Origin of the sequence: Actimicrobium sp. CCC2.4, from assembly GCF_034347385.1 — a bacterium.
Classification (GTDB): Bacteria; Pseudomonadota; Gammaproteobacteria; order Burkholderiales; family Burkholderiaceae_D; genus Actimicrobium.
Map to the genome: position 1 here is coordinate 1,638,048 of NZ_CP133777.1, position 15,120 is coordinate 1,653,167.

14 protein-coding genes and 1 tRNA gene are annotated in these 15,120 nt (G+C 59.6%); 8 read left to right on the forward strand and 7 right to left on the reverse strand.

Annotated features, from left to right (window positions below):
* Positions 1-42: 42 nt before the first annotated feature.
* On the reverse strand, positions 43-816 hold the full coding sequence (locus RHM62_RS07600) for a sulfite exporter TauE/SafE family protein (RefSeq protein ID WP_322124917.1): 774 nt from the start codon (positions 814-816) through the stop codon (positions 43-45).
* A 158-nt stretch (positions 817-974) separates the two neighbouring features.
* Between RHM62_RS07600 and RHM62_RS07605 the strand changes: the two genes are divergently transcribed.
* Positions 975-1,916 (forward strand): CysB family HTH-type transcriptional regulator, encoded by a 942-nt coding sequence (locus RHM62_RS07605; protein ID WP_322124918.1) that lies wholly within the window; start codon positions 975-977, stop codon positions 1,914-1,916.
* A gap of 19 nt (positions 1,917-1,935) precedes the next feature.
* Complete coding sequence (locus RHM62_RS07610; RefSeq protein ID WP_322124919.1) at positions 1,936-2,610, forward strand: class I SAM-dependent methyltransferase; 675 nt, start codon at positions 1,936-1,938, stop codon at positions 2,608-2,610.
* A 77-nt stretch (positions 2,611-2,687) separates the two neighbouring features.
* Here the strand turns inward: RHM62_RS07610 and RHM62_RS07615 are convergent, their stop codons facing one another.
* Both RHM62_RS07615 and RHM62_RS07620 read right to left on the reverse strand, forming a co-directional pair.
* Entirely contained in the window at positions 2,688-3,458 is a 771-nt protein-coding gene (locus RHM62_RS07615) for a ParA family protein (RefSeq protein ID WP_322124920.1), read from the reverse strand.
* A 175-nt stretch (positions 3,459-3,633) separates the two neighbouring features.
* Complete coding sequence (locus RHM62_RS07620; protein ID WP_322124921.1) at positions 3,634-4,860, reverse strand: hypothetical protein; 1,227 nt, start codon at positions 4,858-4,860, stop codon at positions 3,634-3,636.
* An 89-nt stretch (positions 4,861-4,949) separates the two neighbouring features.
* Here RHM62_RS07620 and RHM62_RS07625 point away from each other — a divergent pair, with 89 nt between their 5' ends.
* The 6 genes from RHM62_RS07625 to RHM62_RS07650 all read left to right on the forward strand — a co-directional run bounded on the left by RHM62_RS07625 (position 4,950) and on the right by RHM62_RS07650 (position 11,564).
* On the forward strand, positions 4,950-5,960 hold the full coding sequence (locus tag RHM62_RS07625; protein WP_322124922.1) for a fumarylacetoacetate hydrolase family protein: 1,011 nt from the start codon (positions 4,950-4,952) through the stop codon (positions 5,958-5,960).
* Between the two features lie 19 nt (positions 5,961-5,979).
* Positions 5,980-6,561, forward strand: coding sequence for a VOC family protein (locus RHM62_RS07630; protein ID WP_322124923.1), 582 nt, complete (start codon positions 5,980-5,982; stop codon positions 6,559-6,561).
* Positions 6,562-6,614: 53 nt separating this feature from the next.
* Entirely contained in the window at positions 6,615-7,772 is a 1,158-nt protein-coding gene (locus RHM62_RS07635) for an ABC transporter substrate-binding protein (RefSeq protein ID WP_322124924.1), read from the forward strand.
* 77 nt (positions 7,773-7,849) lie between these two features.
* Positions 7,850-9,082, forward strand: a complete 1,233-nt coding sequence (locus RHM62_RS07640; RefSeq protein ID WP_416172319.1) for a cation:proton antiporter — start codon at positions 7,850-7,852, stop codon at positions 9,080-9,082.
* A gap of 82 nt (positions 9,083-9,164) precedes the next feature.
* The gene (locus RHM62_RS07645; protein ID WP_322124926.1) at positions 9,165-10,055 is read left to right on the forward strand and encodes a DMT family transporter; all 891 of its coding nucleotides are present in this window, start codon (positions 9,165-9,167) and stop codon (positions 10,053-10,055) included.
* A gap of 240 nt (positions 10,056-10,295) precedes the next feature.
* The gene (locus tag RHM62_RS07650) at positions 10,296-11,564 is read left to right on the forward strand and encodes an ammonium transporter (protein ID WP_322125352.1); all 1,269 of its coding nucleotides are present in this window, start codon (positions 10,296-10,298) and stop codon (positions 11,562-11,564) included.
* 267 nt (positions 11,565-11,831) lie between these two features.
* Here RHM62_RS07650 and RHM62_RS07655 read toward each other — a convergent pair.
* The 4 genes from RHM62_RS07655 to RHM62_RS07670 form a co-directional block, all read right to left on the reverse strand.
* Positions 11,832-11,907 (reverse strand) — tRNA-His (locus RHM62_RS07655).
* A gap of 120 nt (positions 11,908-12,027) precedes the next feature.
* Positions 12,028-12,927, reverse strand: coding sequence for a glutamate racemase (murI, locus tag RHM62_RS07660; protein ID WP_416172299.1), 900 nt, complete (start codon positions 12,925-12,927; stop codon positions 12,028-12,030).
* Positions 12,870-14,411 (reverse strand): fumarate hydratase, encoded by a 1,542-nt coding sequence (locus RHM62_RS07665; protein WP_322124928.1) that lies wholly within the window; start codon positions 14,409-14,411, stop codon positions 12,870-12,872. The genes murI and RHM62_RS07665 overlap by 58 nt, the downstream gene beginning before the upstream one ends.
* 13 nt (positions 14,412-14,424) lie before the next feature.
* Complete coding sequence (locus tag RHM62_RS07670; RefSeq protein WP_322124929.1) at positions 14,425-15,048, reverse strand: TIGR00645 family protein; 624 nt, start codon at positions 15,046-15,048, stop codon at positions 14,425-14,427.
* Positions 15,049-15,120 lie beyond the last annotated feature (72 nt).

Consider the following 15,120-nt stretch of genomic DNA (forward strand, 5'->3'; position numbering starts at 1 on the left):
GAAATGAGGTGATGACCGCGCGTCTGAACGCTGTGCGGTGGCCTAGAACACCAGCTTGAATGCGACTCCGGTCAGGGTGACGGCCAGCAGGCCGCGCAATAGTTTGTCCGGTACGGCACGTGCTGCCAGCGATCCGATCGTAATGCCCGGCACCGAACCGATCAGCAGCATGATGAGCAATGCCCAGTTGATCGATCCTATCCACCAGTGGCCTAGCGCGGCGATGGCCGTCAATGGTACGGCATAGGCAATGTCAGTGCCGGCAATTTCTGCCGGCTTGAGTTTCGGATACAGCAGCACCAGCAGCGTGGCACCGACGGCACCGGCACCAATCGATGAAATCGTCACCAGCGTGCCGAGCACGACACCGGCGATGATGGTGGCGTTGGCCTGGCGGGAACCTTCGAGCTGGTATTGCGGGTGCGCTGCCATCCAGCGCTGCATGCGGGTGCGGAACAGGATCGCTATCACGGTCAGCATTACCGAGCCGGCGATCGAATAGCGGATGATCTGGCCGATGGACTCGTCGAGTCCGCCAAAGTGCTTCAGCGCCAGCGTAGTCAGTACGGCGGCCGGCAGCGCGCCGAGGCACAGGCGGCGCACGATGTCCCAATGGACATTACCGCGAAAACGATGCGCGAACGTGCCGGCGACTTTGGTGGCCGAGGCGAACGCCAGATCGGTGCCGACTGCTACCGTGGGCGAGATGCCGAACATGAGCGTCAGTAGTGGTGTCATCAGCGATCCGCCGCCGACACCTGTCAGGCCAACCAGCAAACCCACTGCAAAACCGGAAACTATATAAGAAAGAGTCATGACATCCTGATCAAAGTAGCCCGAATCGTAATAAAATTCGGCACCATCGCCAACTACAGAGTAACTATTTGCTTATATGCGCTGCAGGCATAAGCAAACTCGGCGAACTCAACAAATACCCTGTTGCGCCGTCTTGCCTGATCCATTAGAAAGTCGTCATGAATTTGCATCAATTCCGCTTCGTGCGCGAAGCCGTGCGCCAGAACTACAACCTGACCGAAGCGGCCAAGGCCTTGTTCACGTCACAGCCGGGCGTCTCGAAAGCCATCATCGAACTCGAGGAAGAACTTGGCGTCGATATCTTCACCCGTCACGGCAAGCGCATTCGCGGCCTGACCGAACCGGGCCGCGCAGTGCTCAAGGCGGTCGAAGTCATCATGCAGGAAATCGACAGCCTCAAAAGCATCGGCAAGGAATTCGCCGCCCACGACAGCGGCAGCTTCACGATCGCCACCACGCACACGCAGGCGCGCTATGCGTTGCCAAAGGTGGTGCAGGCGTTCACACAGCGGTTCCCGAAAGTGCGGCTGTCGCTGTTGCAGGGCAATCCGAAACAGGTCGCCGACCTGGTACTGAGCGGTCATGCCGACATCGCGCTGGCGACCGAATCGATCACCACCATCGCCGGTCTGGTGTCGATTCCTTGTTATCAGTGGGAGCACGTGGTGGTGGTGCCGCCCGAGCATCCGCTACTGAAATCGAAGTCACTGACGCTCGACGAGATTGCTGCCTATCCGCTCATCACGTATGACAGCGCCTTCACCGGCCGCGCCAAGATCGATCACGCTTTCCAGTTGCGCAACCTGAAGCCGGATGTGCTGCTCGAAGCCATCGATGCCGATGTCATCAAAACCTATGTCGAACTGGGCCTGGGCGTTGGTATCATCGCCGGCATGGCGTACGATGCCGATCGCGATAAAAATCTGCGGATGATCTCTGCGGGCCACCTGTTCGGCACCAATGTGTCGCGGGTCGCGCTCAAGCAAGGGGCTTATTTGCGCAGCTATGTCTACACGTTCATCGAACTGCTGACGCCGACCCTGAACCGCAAACTGATCGAACAGGTCATGAGCGGTGAAAAAGAAATGTATGAACTGTAATCCGACAATAGAGACCACCATGAGTATTCCCAAAAGCGCCAACCAGAGTATCAGCACCGACATGGCCGAGTACTACGCCAAGCGTGCCGACCAGCATGACAACGTGTATGCCAAACCGGAACGCCAGGCCGACCTGCCCATCGTGCGCGAGTGGCTGCAAAATGCAGTGGCCGGCCACCGCGTGTTGGAGATCGCCTGCGGCACCGGTTACTGGACTGCTGAAGCGGTCAAGACCGCCGAACATGTGCTGGCCACCGACATCAATGCCGAAGTGATCGCGCTGGCCCAGGCCCGCAATCTGCCGGCCGACAAAGTCGAGTTCGCGCTGGCCGATGCCTTCGCGATCGAGACCGCACAACCGTTCACCGCCTGCCTGGCCAGCTTCTGGTGGTCGCATGTGCTGCGCGAGCAGCAGGACAGTTTCATGGAACGCCTGCGCGACCAGCTGGGCAAGGACACGCTGGTGGTGATGATGGATAACGTGTATGTCGAAGGCATCAGCACCTCGATTGCGCGCACTGATTTGCAGGGCAACACCTTCCAGATTCGCCGGCTTGGTAGTGGTGAGCGTTATGAAGTGGTGAAGAATTTTCCGAGTGATAGTGGCTTGCGCAAGCGGTTGTCACCGCATTTGAAGGACATTCGGATTCAGCGGATTGAGCATTATTGGATGTTGACGGGGCGGTTGAAGTAAGTTGTTTTGCCATGGCGCGATGACAGATTCAACCGAAACTGCCACCACCCTACGTGTTGTAACGGATCACCTGATATTCAAGCCGCCGTCAATTCCCCATACAACGCCGAAAACTCACCACTAAGCTTGTGGTTCTTATCCAGATGAATCATCGGCAGACACCGACCATGCGATTCGCGGATCACGATCGAGCTCGACAGTTTGCTGTTGAGCACCGGCAGACCCTCGGCAATCAGTTCGTTGACCAGCCGTTGCGGCAGGTTGGCGCGCGGCTGGAACTGGTTGACGACGATGCCTTCGATGACCAGTTCCGGATTATGGTCGGCGCGGATTTCGGCGACGTTGTTCATCAGCGTGTAGAGCGCCTCGCGCGAAAAATCATCGCAGTCGAACGGGATCAGGCAGGTGTCGGCGGCAATCAGCGCTGACATCGTGAAGAAGTTGTAGGCCGGTGGCGTGTCGATGATGATTTCGTCGAACTCCTTGGCCAGTTCAGTGAGCGCGTCGCGCAGCTTGTAGATCTTGTGGCGCGATTCGAGCTTCGATTGCAGGTCGCCGATCGAGGCATCGGAGGGCAGCAAGAACAGATTCTCGAACGGGGTCGGATGCACGTAGGTGCCGGCCGGTTTCGGATAGAAACTGAAGCCCAGCATCTCTTCAAAAAATCCGGCGATGGTTGGCGTGACTTCCTTGGCCGCGTCCCCCAGCAGATAGCGGCTGGAATTGCATTGCGGGTCCAGGTCGATGAGCAGGGTCTTCTTGCCATCATGGGCGGCGACGGCCGCCAGGTTGACCGCAATGGTCGATTTTCCGCAACCACCTTTTTGATTGAAAATTACGCGTTTCATCCGTGTTGTCCCCGTGGTGATCGATTCATGGAAGTGCCCCGGTGGCGAGCATTGCAGCGTTCGACCGAGTAGGCGCAGTCATTATGACAAACAATAGTGGCTTTACTGACAGGTATTCGGCATCAATAGGCTATTTCATTGGTCTGCAGCGGCCCGCGTACTTGACGTGCGCGGATTATTTAGCGGTTTTATTCTTCGTGGACGTGAAAAACTGTTTAAGCGGGTTGGTACTGGAAAAGCGTTTGTGCCAGTTGTGCCAGTTGTGCCGGATGTGGGCATCTCGAAAAGTTACCGATTTTTTTCGGTTGTCAGGATTTTTGTTCTCCCGTTCTGCGATCTGGTCGAGCAATGCCGCATACAGCGCAGCAAGTTGCTGCTGCGAATGCAGGAATCGCGGACCGCGTGAGAGGCGGCCTTCTTTGATCAGCTCGAAGAGCTTTTCCTCGAGATTGCTGGCATCAATCCGTACGTTCAGACCCGGGTTGTGAATCAGTTTGTAGATTCTGTCGTAAGTAATGAGCGTGGCATTGCGGCCAATACCGGCGTGGCTGAGGATGAGTGGATCGATTTGGGCTGTGTTGGCGCGGCAGCTTTTATTCGCCAGAATTGCACGATGGCCTTCCAGCGCCAAACGGGCCATATTGATGGCCGCAGGTTTTAGTACTGCGCCAGTAAATTCCAGGCCCGCTTGCGTGATCGGGATGGATATTATGTTGCGCGGGTTGGTGTTGATTTCTTCGACCTCTAAAATGTATTGGGAATAAGGGTCGTAATGGTCTTGTAAGTCGTCAAAACGAAGGACTTTGTATTTGCCCGCGATAATTGTTCCGTCGCTATTCTCGGAATTTTTTTCGTGCTCGATTCGTTCATTCAGCATTGCCAGAATTGTTTTTTTGCTGCTGTTGCAATCGGTTGTATGGGCTCTGTGGGAAACGAACTGGTAAATACCAAGACCGGATTCAATGCCTTGCACAAGCATATTGTCCAGTGAGAAATTCTGTTGTGGCGATTGCCCTGCAGCGTAATACGGTGCCGGACTTCCCGTATTCGGGCCAATTTTGTTGGCATGGACCGCGGTCTCGCGTCCGTTCGGCGCGGGGACCTTAATGACATTGTTCCGGCCGCAGGGTACGCGCGATGCGTTGCTGGGAACCTCGTTGTCGTCGAAGGCCCAGTTCTGCCGGTGGCTTAAATTTTCCAGCCGTGCCCACAATGCATCGACTCTTGCTTTGGTTTCGTCACTTTTCGCGCTGGTCGTGGGCGAAGCTGGCCGTGGCGATTGCGAACCGTTGCTGGAGCTGGAGGAGGGGATACAGGAAAGTGGCATGGCGGATCCGGAGAGTGGGCAGTCGATTGGTCCCGGCACCACAGCGGCACCGAAACCACCTGTCAGTGTCCGCAAGCCCGCTCCGGTTCCATCACCGCCGCTTTCTGTCGCCGCTCACCACTTCTGCGGTACAGTCGACGCCTCCCCATTCACCCGAAGCCGCAATGAAGCTAGCCACCCTCAAAGACGGTACCCGCGACGGCCAGCTTGCCGTCGTTGCCCGCGACCTGAAAACCGCCGTCTTAGCCGATGCCATCGCACCGACGCTGCAGCGTGCACTCGACGACTGGAATTTCATTTCGCCGCAGCTCGAAGACCTGTACGCCGAGCTCAATGCCGATCGCGCCAGCCGGTCGTTTGCCTTCGATGCCGGCCAGTGCATGGCGCCGCTGCCACGGGCTTTCCAGTGGGCCGATGGATCGGCCTATGTCAATCATGTCGAACTGGTGCGCAAGGCGCGCCACGCCGAGATGCCCGACTCGTTCTGGCATGAACCGCTGATGTACCAGGGCGGGTCGGATGATTTCATCGGGCCGACCGACGACATCGTGCTCGGCTCCGAAGAGTGGGGCATCGACTTCGAAGGCGAGGTCGCCGTCATCACCGGTGACGTGACGATGGGCAGCGATGCCGAACAGTCCGGCCGGCAGATCCGCTTGCTGATGCTGGTCAATGATGTCTCGCTGCGCAACCTGATTCCAGCCGAACTGGCCAAGGGCTTCGGGTTCGTGCAATCGAAACCGGCGTGCAGTTTTTCGCCGGTGGCGGTGACGCCCGATGAACTCGGCACGGCCTGGAAAGACAGCAAGGTGCACCTGCCGTTGCGGGCAACGTGGAATGACGTGCTGGTCGGCCAGCCCCATGCCGGCACTGACATGGTGTTTAGCTTCGCGCGGCTGGTCGAACATCTGGCGCTGACGCGCAACGTGCGCGCCGGCAGCATCATCGGTTCCGGCACCGTGTCGAACAAGGATGCCCGCAAGGGCTACACCTGCATCGCCGAAAAACGCTGCCTCGAAATGATCGCCGACGGCGTCGCCACGACGCCGTTCATGCAGTTCGGCGACAGGATTAAACTCGAGATGCTCGACGCCGCCGGCAAGTCGATTTTCGGCGCGATCAACCAGACGCTCAAGCAGGCGGCACCGGTCATCCGGCGCGGCCGTCATGCCTGATACCAACAAGGAGAGTCACATGAATACCCTCGCCAGTGCCGTCACCGGTCAGCTCGCTGCCCTGCCTGTCGCCGTCCCGATCAACGGGCTGCATCATTTTGCTTACCGCTGCCGCGACGCCGAAGAGACGCGCCACTTTTACGAAGACGTGCTGGGCTTGCCGCTGTTTCATTACATCCGCGCCGACACCGTGCCGTCGACCGGCGAGTACTGCCCGTACGTGCACATTTTTTTCCGCATGACCGATGGCTCCTGCCTGGCCTTTTTCGACCTCGGCGACAACCAGCTGGCTGCGCCCTCGGCCAACACGCCGGCGTGGGTCAATCACATTGCGATGCGGGTTGATAGTGTCGAGCAGCTCGAAGCCATGAAGACCCGCATCGAGGGCCATGGCATCGAGGTGCTGGGCGTGACCGACCACCGGATTTTTCGCTCGATTTATTTCTTTGATCCGAACGGCATCCGGCTTGAACTGTGCGCGCAACTGGCCGATCCGCAGCAGATGCAGCAGGAGCAGCAAGGCATCCACGAGCGGCTTGATGCCTGGTCGCGCGAGAAGTCGCTGCGGCTGGCCGTGGTCCGGCAGACGCTGCTGGATTGACCGGTACGGTATCCTGCGCACTTCGTTATTCAATGCTTAGCCCTGGAATCCTGATGCCTTCACCTTTGCGTACTAGCCTGATCGCCGCCAGCCTGCTGCTGTTTGCCACCGCTGCCACCGCGCAACTGCGGATCGGCGTGACGATCTCGACCACCGGCCCGGCCGCCGCGATAGGCGCACCGACCAAAAACGCGATGCTGCTGTGGCCGAAAGAAATCGCCGGCCAGAAGGTCGAGTACGTCATTCTCGATGACGGCTCCGACGTGACTAATGCAGTACGCAATACCCGCAAGCTCATCAGCGAAGAAAAAGTCGATCTGATCGTCGGTCCCAACACCACGCCGAATGCGCTGGCAATGATCGATGTGGTGGCCGAAAACAGTACGCCGCTGATCACGCTGGCGGCTTCGGCGGCCATCGTCGAACCGATGGATGCGAAGCGCGCCTGGGTCTTCAAGATGCCGCAAAACGATAGCCACATGGCGACCATCCTGACCCAGCACATGGCCGATACCGGCATCCGCACCGTGGCCTTCATCGGCTTTGCCGATGCCTATGGCGAAGGCTGGTGGCGCGAGTTTTCCAAGCTGGCCGAGCTGCGCAAGATCAAGGTCGTCGCCAGCGAACGCTATGCCCGCAACGACACTAGCGTCACCGGCCAGGTCCTGAAAATGATGGCGGTCCACCCCGACGCCATCCTGGTGGCCGCCTCGGCCACGCCGGCGGTGCTGCCGCAAAAAACGCTGGTCGAACGCGGCTACAAGGGCCGCATTTACCAGACCCATGGCATCGGCACGCTGGACTTCCTGAAGGTCGGCGGCAAGGATGTCGAAGGCACGCTGTTCCCGACCGGACCGGCAGTGGTGGCACGCCAGTTGCCGCCGACCAATCCGGTACGCAAGGTCGCCTTGCAATTCACCGATCGCTATGAAGCGGCCTATGGCGCCGGCAGCGTAACCCAGTTCGCAGCCGATGCATGGGGTGCCTATATGCTGATCGCCAACGCAGTACCGCAAGCGCTGAAAGTCGCGCAACCTGGCACACGCCAGTTCCGTGCCGCGCTGCGCGATGCACTGGAAAACACCCGCAACTTGACCGTGCCGCAAGGCGTGATCAACATGAATCCGCAAGACCATGTCGGGCTCGATCAGCGCGCCCGCGTGATGGGCATCATCAAGGACAACAAGTTTGCGTATGCCTTCGGCGGATGATGCCCGCCTGATGAAACGAGCGCCTTATCGATAATTCGACCCTGTGGTTTCTGATCGTCGGTTCCTTGCTGGTCGTGATGGCCTTGATGGAATCGCTGCTGCATAAACTGCCGTTCAGTCCGGCCATGCTGTACCTGCCAGTCGGCTATGCACTCGGGCCCGGCGGCATCGGCCTGATCGACCTCGACCCGGTCCGGCATGCCGGCGCGCTGACCCTGGTGACTGAAATTGCCCTGCTGATTTCGCTGTTCACGGTCGGCCTCAAGTTGCGCCTGCCGCTCAGTGACCGGCGCTGGTGGATGCCGGTGCGACTGGGAACCTTGACGATGCTGGTGACGATAGGCTTGCTGACAGCCGTCGGGGTATTCCTCCTCGGCCTGTCGCTAGGGCCGGCGATTCTGCTGGCGGCCATCATCGCGCCTACCGATCCGGTGCTGGCATCGGACGTGCAGGTGCAAGACCCCCGCGACCATGACCGGCTGCGTTTTAGCCTGTCCGGTGAAGGCGGCATGAATGACGGCACCACGTTCCCGTTCGTGATGATCGGACTGGGCCTGATGGGCGTGCCGATGGCCGCGCGGTTCACGGGTGTCAGTGCCATCGGGATGGTGTTGTGGGGAATTGCGGCCGGACTGCTGTGCGGCTGGCTGGTCGGTCGCCGGGTCGGGCGCTTGGTCCTGTATTTGCGGCAGCGCCGTCAACTGGCAATGGGCATGGAAGAGTTCCTCACGCTGGGCTTGATCGCCTTATCGTTCGGGATTGCCGAATTGATTCACGGCATCGGGTTTGTGGCGGTGTTCGCCACCGGGGTGGCGATGCGCCGCATCGAGCACAAGGCCAGTGGTGTCGAGGCCGATGTCACGCTCAGTGATCAGGCCATCGACGCCGCCAACATGACGGAAACCGTGCTCGGCTTCAATCAGCAACTGGAACGGCTGGCCGAATTTGTCGTCGTTCTGCTGCTGGGCATCCTGCTGTCGGGCTATGGGATTTCGCAGGAAGGCATGCTGGTCGCAGTGCTGTTGCTGGTCGTGATCCGGCCGGTGGCGGTCAACCTGGCACTGCTCGGTGCCACGGTGACGCGCTCGCAACGGCTGCTGCTGAGCTGGTTCGGCATACGTGGTATCGGTTCGCTTTACTATCTGATGTTCGCATTGCAATACGTGGCGTCGGTGAACCTCGGCAGTCGCATGGTCAGCGAGCGCTTCGTGCCGCTGGTACTGACCGTGCTGGCGGTGTCCATCGTCGTGCACGGCATGTCGTCGACGCCGCTGATGCAGTGGTATCGTCGTCGCCGCCGTTCCGCCTGAAGGTCCATTCACAGAAAGTGGTCATGGTTATTGATGTTGCTGTCCTTGTCATCGTTGCGGGCCTGTCCAGCCGGCCAAGCGCATGATCCCCACCCGCAAATCCCTCGATGGTCCGGGTACTGCCCTGATGCTGATCCTCTGTCTTTGCTGGGGCTTGCAACAGGTGGCGATCAAGATCGCCGCTCCCGATATGGGCACCGTGCTGCAGACCGGCGTGCGCTCGCTGATTGCGGCACTGCTGGTGAGTGCATTGATGCTGTGGCGCGGCTCGTCGTTTTCGATGCGGGACGGCACCTTCTGGCCTGGGCTGGGTGCCGGTGCACTGTTCGCTGCCGAGTTCGCCTGCATCGCACTGGCACTGACGCTGACGAGTGCCTCGCATGTCGTCGTGTTCCTTTACACGGCACCGATTTTCACGGTGCTCGGCTTGCACTGGCTGGTGCCCGGCGAACGGCTGCACAGTCGCCAGTGGAGCGGCATCCTGCTGGCTTTTTTCGGGATCGCGCTGGCGTTTTCCAGCGGCTTCGATGCGAGCGTTTCGTCGCAGGTCTTGCTCGGCGATGCGCTTGGTCTGCTTGGCGCGATGATGTGGGCGGCGACGACAATCCTGATCCGCCGTTCCAGTTTGTCCGAAGCCGCGCCGACCCGCACCTTGCTGTATCAGCTCGGGGTGTCGGCGCTGCTGCTGTTGCCGCTGGCCGGCGCCATGGGGCAGATGGGACGCGTCTCGATGACCGGACTGAGCTGGGCCAGCCTGCTGTTCCAGTCCGTGATCGTGACGTTCGCCAGTTACCTGGCGTGGTTCTGGATACTGCGCAATTACCTGGCCTCGCGCGTGTCGGTGTTTTCATTCCTGACGCCGCTGTTCGGCGTAGCCTTCGGGGTACTGATCCTGCATGAATCCGTGGGCGCGCGCTTTTCGATTGGCGCGTTACTGGTGCTGACAGGGATCGTCCTGGTCAACCGGCGCTAGGGGCTACGCGCAGGGGGGGGCATGCTGTCAATTTCCTACAACTACCAATAGTCAGCATTAAGTAATTACCAATACATGGGAAAAATCGTGGTCGTGCGGCATACTTTATTTCATCTTTTTTAGAAATATTCGTCACCGCGCTTCCACCCGATGCCGTGTCGGTGGAAATCATTTCATTCTCCTGCAGGAGTTTCCATGACACGTCGTTCCGCCTTTGCCGTGCTCTCCATTGGCCTGTTGATGACCCTATTGCGGTCTGTCCCGGTCCAGGCTGCCGGCACCCTCGTCGATGCCGCCACCATCAATAGTGGTGATACCGCCTGGATGCTGACGTCGACGGCACTGGTGCTGCTGATGACGATTCCCGGACTGGCGCTGTTTTACGCCGGCATGGTACGCAAGAAAAATGTACTCGGCACGATGGCGCACAGCATCGTGACGGTGGCCATCGTCAGCGTCTTGTGGGTGGTGGTCGGCTACAGCCTCGCGCTCACGCCCGGTTCGATGTTGCTCGGCGGGCTGGACCGCGTGATGCTCGACGGCATGATGTTCCTGAAAGAGGCCGGAAAGTTATCCGTGAGCCCGCTGGCCACTACCATTCCCGAGAGCGTTTTCGTGATGTACCAGATGACTTTTGCAATCATCACGCCGGCCCTGATCACGGGTGCCTTCGCGGAACGCATGAAGTTTTCCGCACTGATCCTGTTCATCGGCACCTGGTCGCTGGTGGTCTACGCGCCGATTGCGCATTGGGTCTGGGAGCCGGGTGGCTGGCTGGCGATGGAGGGTGTGCTCGACTTTGCCGGTGGTACGGTGGTGCACATCAGTGCCGGTATTTCGGGCCTGATGGCCGCACTCATCGTGGGTCCGCGGATGGGCTACGGCGACGAGCCGATGCCGCCGTACAATCTTGCGCTCACGCTCATTGGCGCGGCATTGCTCTGGGTGGGCTGGTTCGGTTTTAATGCCGGATCGGCGCTGGCGGCAGACGGTCGTGCCGGCATGGCGATGCTGGTCACGCAAGTGGCAAGCGCCACCGGTGCGCTCGGATGGATGGCTGCCGAATGGCTGCGGCGCGGTAAGCCATCGGTGCTGGGATTGGTGTCCGGTGCCGTGTCGGGACTGGTGGCGATCACGCCGGCCTCGGGTTTCGTGGGGATTTCCGGTGCGCTGGTGATCGGGGCCGTCGCGGGCGTGGCCTGCTATCTTGGCGCTATCGCTCTGAAGGGATGGCTGGGGTATGACGATACGCTGGATGTGTTCGGTATCCACGCCATCGGCGGCATCACCGGTTCGCTGCTTACCGCGGTCTTTGCCGACAAGGCTATCGGCGGGGTGTCGACGACACTGACAACGCAGGCGTTCGGCGTCGGCGTCACGATCCTGTATGCGGGGATGGCAACCGCCGTGATCCTGATCGTAGTGCAAGTGCTGGTCGGACTGCGGGTGAGCAGCAGCGACGAAGTCGATGGCCTTGACTCCGAGCAGCACGGCGAATCGGTATCGTAATCTTTGCGGGCGGATGACTTCGACGGAGACACCATGAGCGAGCTCAGACAACCCAACCTTGCGGATATCGAAACGAGCACTGACTTGCGGGGCAGTCGTCGATGCGGCACCAGTGGAGAACGCACCTGATCCGGCTGCGCCTGAACGGTCGTATCTGAAGAGGATCCGCTGATTGCATGCCGCCATTAAAAACGAATAGCAAGTCGCATCAGCGGATCAACGCTCGATGAATCAGGGTTCGGAATTAGGGAGATAAGGAAAGGTCAGTGGGGCGACCGACGGGGCTCGAACCCGCGACAACCAGAATCACAATCTGGGACTCTACCAACTGAGCTACAGCCGCCACTGATGAAGACTTCCTCTGCTACTGCATTGAGGAAGAGGCCGAATTATACAAACATGTCGGCAGGCTGGCAATTACTATTCGCCTGAATCAGCCGGTATTTGCTGGTATCGACGCGTGTCAAACGTCGGCATGCAGGACACGCACCGTCAAGCCCAGCAAGCGCATGAAAGCGCGTTCCAGATCGACCGCATTTGCGCTCGACAGACCGGCGACCGATGGTGCGGCGTCCTGTCGCGATAGTCCGTGCGCGCTCAGTTGGCTGGCCAGTTGCCGTGCCACCGCCGCGCCGGTGTCGATGATGGTCAGGCGGTGCATGCCGTGTGCGCTGGCGATCGCTGCGATCTGTTCCTGCACGAATGGATAGTGGGTGCAACCTAGTACCAGCGTATCGGCACCCTGGTCGAGCAAGGGCAGCACGTAGCTGCGCAACAAGGCCATTGCGTCGGGCAGATGCATGCTGTCCTGCTCGATGCGCAGTGCCAGTCCCGGACACGGTTGGGCTAAAAAAGTGACGCCGGTCGCATCCGACAATGTCATGCGCAGACGGGCAAAACGTTCGCTGGCCAGCGTCGCTTCGGTGGCCAGTACACCAACGATTCCGGTAGTCGAGACCGCCGCCGCCGGCTTCAGGCCGGGCTCGACACCAACCACGATCAATGCCGGATACGCGTGGCGCAAGGCCGCAATCGCTGCTGCAGTGGCGCTATTGCAAGCGACCACCAGCGCCTTCACTTGATGCGTAACAAGCAGCGCGCCGATGGCCAGTGCGCGTTCTTCGATCTGCTGTTCGGGTCGTCCGCCATAGGGCGCAAATTGCGCATCCGAAAAATACAGCAGCGTTTCCTGCGGCAGGCTGGCGCGGATATGGCGCAGCACCGACAGGCCGCCGATGCCGGAATCAAAAACGCCGATGGGCGCGTTGGCAGCCATCGGCGTTGTCGTCATGGTGCGTGCCAGGATCAGGCAGCGACGACCGGGATCTGGCTCAGTGCCGAATGCGCGATCTTTTCCTGCCATTCCTTTGGTCCGGTGTTGTGCACCGAAATACCGCTTGAATCGACTGCTACCGTGACCGGCATGTCCTGCACGTCGAATTCGTAAATCGCTTCCATGCCGAGGTCGGCAAAGCCGACCACGGTGGCCGACTTGATCGCTTTCGAGACCAGATACGCCGCGCCGCCGACCGCCATCAGATAGGCCGACTTGTGCTTGCGGATCGATTCGATCGCTTCCGGTCCCCGCTCGGCCTTGCCGACCATCGAAATCAGGCCGGTCTGTTCCAGCATCATGTCGGTGAATTTATCCATCCGCGTGGCGGTCGTCGGACCGGCCGGCCCGACTGCCTCGTCGCGTACCGGATCGACCGGACCGACGTAATAGATGACGCGATTGGTGAAGTCGACCGGCAGTGCTTCGCCTTTGGCCAGCATGTCCTGGATACGCTTGTGTGCAGCGTCGCGACCGGTGAGCATCTTGCCGTTCAGGAGCAGGGTCTGACCCGGCTTCCATGAGGCGACTTCTTCTTTGGTCAGGGTATTGAGGTCGACGCGCTTTGATTTTTCGACGTCGGCGACCCACTTCACATCCGGCCAGCTCGACAGCAGCGGCGGTTCCAGATACACCGCGCCGGAACCGTCGAGCACGAAATGCGCATGGCGGGTGGCCGCGCAATTGGGGATCATCGCCACCGGCTTCGAGGCCGCATGGGTCGGTTGCATCATGATTTTTACATCGAGCACGGTCGTCAAACCACCAAGGCCTTGCGCGCCTATGCCGAGCGCATTGATCTTGTCGCACAGTTCGATGCGCAATTCTTCGGTCTTGTTTTGCGGGCCGCGCTGACGCAGCTCATACATGTCGATGTCTTCCATCAGCGATTGCTTGGCCATCAGCATCGCGCGTTCGGCAGTGCCGCCGATACCGATCCCGAGCATGCCCGGCGGGCACCAGCCGGCACCCATGAGCGGCACGGTTTTCATGACCCAGTCGACCAGCGAATCGGACGGATTGAGCATGACGAACTTGGATTTGTTTTCCGAGCCGCCGCCTTTTGCCGCGACCTGCACGTCGACGGTATTACCCGGCACCAGTTCCATGTGGACTACGGCAGGCGTGTTGTCCTTGGTGTTCTTGCGCTCGAAATGCGGGTCGGCCACGATCGAGGCGCGCAGCTTGTTGTCGGCAAAATTGTAGGCCCGACGCACGCCTTCGTTGACCGCATCGGTGACCGAGCCCTTGCCGAATCCTTCAAAGCGTACTTCCATGCCGATCTTCAGGAACACGTTGACGATGCCGGTGTCCTGGCACAGCGGACGCTTGCCTTCGGCACACAGGCGCGAGTTGGTCAGGATCTGCGCGATCGCATCCTTGGCGGCGGGACTTTGCTCGTTGTCGTAGGCGCGCGCCAGATGGGCAATGTAATCGGCCGGATGGTAATAGCTGATGTACTGCAATGCGGCGGCGACGGATTCGATCAGGTCTTCCTGCTTGATGATGGTCATGGTGGCTCGATGGTCAGTGATTCTGGTTGCGGGACATGTTCTGGGTGTCGGTCATGATGCGATCGCAATAGGCAATGGCCAGTGCCGACAGCAGGAATGCGATGTGGATGCCGGTTTGCGCCATCAAGGTCTTGGAGTCGTAGTTGGCAGCATTGATGAAAGTCTTGAGCAAATGGATTGACGAAATGCCGATGATGGCCATCGCCAGCTTGACCTTCAGCACCGAGGCATTGACATGCGAGAGCCATTCCGGCTGGTCCGGATGGTCGGACAAATTCATCCGCGAGACAAAGGTTTCGTAGCCGCCGACAATCACCATGATCAGCAGATTAGAGATCATCACCACGTCGATCAGGCCGAGTACCACCAGCATGATGGTGGCCTCGTTGAGCTTGGTCGGACGGATAGCGCCGGCGGTGGAGACCGCATCGAGGATGTGCTGGAGCGAGCTGGCATTGCCCATGGCTGCACCGATCAGATCGGTCAGTTCTACCCAGAAATGGAAAACGTAGACGCATTGCGCCAGGATCAGGCCGAGGTAAAGCGGTACTTGCAGCCAGCGCGTGGCAAAGATGAAATTGGACATGGCGCTGATGCGTTTTGGTACCGGACTGATTTTCGACTCGTTGGAGGACATGGGGATCGGGCTCAGGGAGCAAGAATTTGGAAGTCGCATTTTACACGCGGTCTACAGGCGTAAGCTGTGCGG

Coding starts and splice junctions, on each gene's coding strand:
- RHM62_RS07600 (WP_322124917.1), bottom strand. CDS start 816: ATGACTCTTTCTTATATAGTTTCCGGTTTTGCAGTGGGTTTGCTGGTT.
- RHM62_RS07605 (WP_322124918.1), top strand. CDS start 975: ATGAATTTGCATCAATTCCGCTTCGTGCGCGAAGCCGTGCGCCAGAAC.
- RHM62_RS07610 (WP_322124919.1), top strand. CDS start 1,936: ATGAGTATTCCCAAAAGCGCCAACCAGAGTATCAGCACCGACATGGCC.
- RHM62_RS07615 (WP_322124920.1), bottom strand. CDS start 3,458: ATGAAACGCGTAATTTTCAATCAAAAAGGTGGTTGCGGAAAATCGACC.
- RHM62_RS07625 (WP_322124922.1), top strand. CDS start 4,950: ATGAAGCTAGCCACCCTCAAAGACGGTACCCGCGACGGCCAGCTTGCC.
- RHM62_RS07630 (WP_322124923.1), top strand. CDS start 5,980: ATGAATACCCTCGCCAGTGCCGTCACCGGTCAGCTCGCTGCCCTGCCT.
- RHM62_RS07635 (WP_322124924.1), top strand. CDS start 6,615: ATGCCTTCACCTTTGCGTACTAGCCTGATCGCCGCCAGCCTGCTGCTG.
- RHM62_RS07640 (WP_416172319.1), top strand. CDS start 7,850: ATGGCCTTGATGGAATCGCTGCTGCATAAACTGCCGTTCAGTCCGGCC.
- RHM62_RS07645 (WP_322124926.1), top strand. CDS start 9,165: ATGATCCCCACCCGCAAATCCCTCGATGGTCCGGGTACTGCCCTGATG.
- RHM62_RS07650 (WP_322125352.1), top strand. CDS start 10,296: ATGACCCTATTGCGGTCTGTCCCGGTCCAGGCTGCCGGCACCCTCGTC.
- murI (WP_416172299.1), bottom strand. CDS start 12,927: ATGGCAGGAAAAGATCGCGCATTCGGCACTGAGCCAGATCCCGGTCGT.
- RHM62_RS07665 (WP_322124928.1), bottom strand. CDS start 14,411: ATGACCATCATCAAGCAGGAAGACCTGATCGAATCCGTCGCCGCCGCA.
- RHM62_RS07670 (WP_322124929.1), bottom strand. CDS start 15,048: ATGTCCTCCAACGAGTCGAAAATCAGTCCGGTACCAAAACGCATCAGC.